The sequence below is a fragment of the Mesorhizobium sp. M1066 genome (genome assembly GCF_040318635.1).
In the GTDB taxonomy this organism is placed as follows: domain Bacteria; phylum Pseudomonadota; class Alphaproteobacteria; order Rhizobiales; family Rhizobiaceae; genus Mesorhizobium.
The window spans coordinates 1-1,126 of record NZ_JAMYMR010000114.1; the positions used below are offsets into that span (position 1 = coordinate 1).

General features: G+C 60.7%; 1 protein-coding gene. It reads left to right on the top strand.

What is annotated here, in order from left to right; all coding sequences use genetic code 11:
- On the top strand, positions 1-1,109 hold a 1,109-nt coding region (locus tag NKH52_RS35355; RefSeq protein ID WP_352736895.1), incomplete at its 5' end, for an IS110 family RNA-guided transposase.
- Positions 1,110-1,126: the final 17 nt, after the last annotated feature.

Consider the following 1,126-nt stretch of genomic DNA (forward strand, 5'->3'; position numbering starts at 1 on the left):
AGGATCCTGTGTGTTGTTCCCATGCTATGTCTGAAGTGGGAAGGAGACCGAGGGGATCCTGGTCGTCCTTTCGAGGACAGGCCGTGGCATGGCTCGGTCCCTTCCCACCGGTGAACCATCAACCTGAACAGTTGCACGGGGCTGTAACCAGCAGACCCCGCACCACAGGAAGAGGCGTGGACATGATAATGCAGAACTATGTCGGCTGCGACATCTCCAAGCAGTGGCTCGATTTTTTTGATGAGGCAAGCAGCCGTTGCCAGCGCATCGACAACCATGTCGACGCGATCACGGCCTACGTGGCAGGCCTTCAGCCCAGTCGAGACTTCGTCGTCATGGAGGCGACAGGGGTCCATGACCGGTTGCTGCGCCATGCGTTGGCCAAGGCAGGCGTTGCATTCTCGCGGCACAATCCGGCACACACCCACCACTATGCGAAGTCGACGGCGCGGCGCGCCAAGACCGATCCTCTCGACGCCAGGATGTTGAGCGGCTATGGCCGTCGCTATCACCCTGAAGCCGAGCCGGCGCCACGCGAAGAAGGTGAGCACCTTCAATCGCTTGCCCGCCACCGCGACCAACTGGTCGATATCAGGGCAAGATTGAAGAAGCTTCGCAGCGAGGCCTTCGACGAGATTGTCATCGCCGAACTCGAAGAGCTGATCGCCAGCTTCAACACGCGGATCAAGGCGCTCGAGAGCCGGATCGCCGAAACCATTCGTCAAGTCGAGGATACTGCCCGCGACAACGCGCTGATGGTCTCCGTGCCCGGTGTCTCCAAGATCACCGCGCTCTCTTTGCTGGCCCACCTGCCCGAGCTCGGCCAGCGGTCACCCAAGTCGATCGCAGCACTGGCCGGCCTTGCCCCTTTCGACAACAAGAGCGGCAAGCTCAATCGCAGGAGTCAGATCCAGGGTGGCCGACCGCGCGTGCGCCGTGCCCTCTACATGGCAGCGCTGGGCGCCATCCGCACCTGTGATCGCTTCAGAGCTTTCTACAGCGCCATCGCAGCCCGCTCAGCGTCAAAGAAGAAGGCTATCATCGCCGTCGCAAGGAAGCTCCTCGTCGTCCTAAACGCCATCATCCGTGATAAAAAAGCTTTCGCATGAACACAGTTGCCATGCCG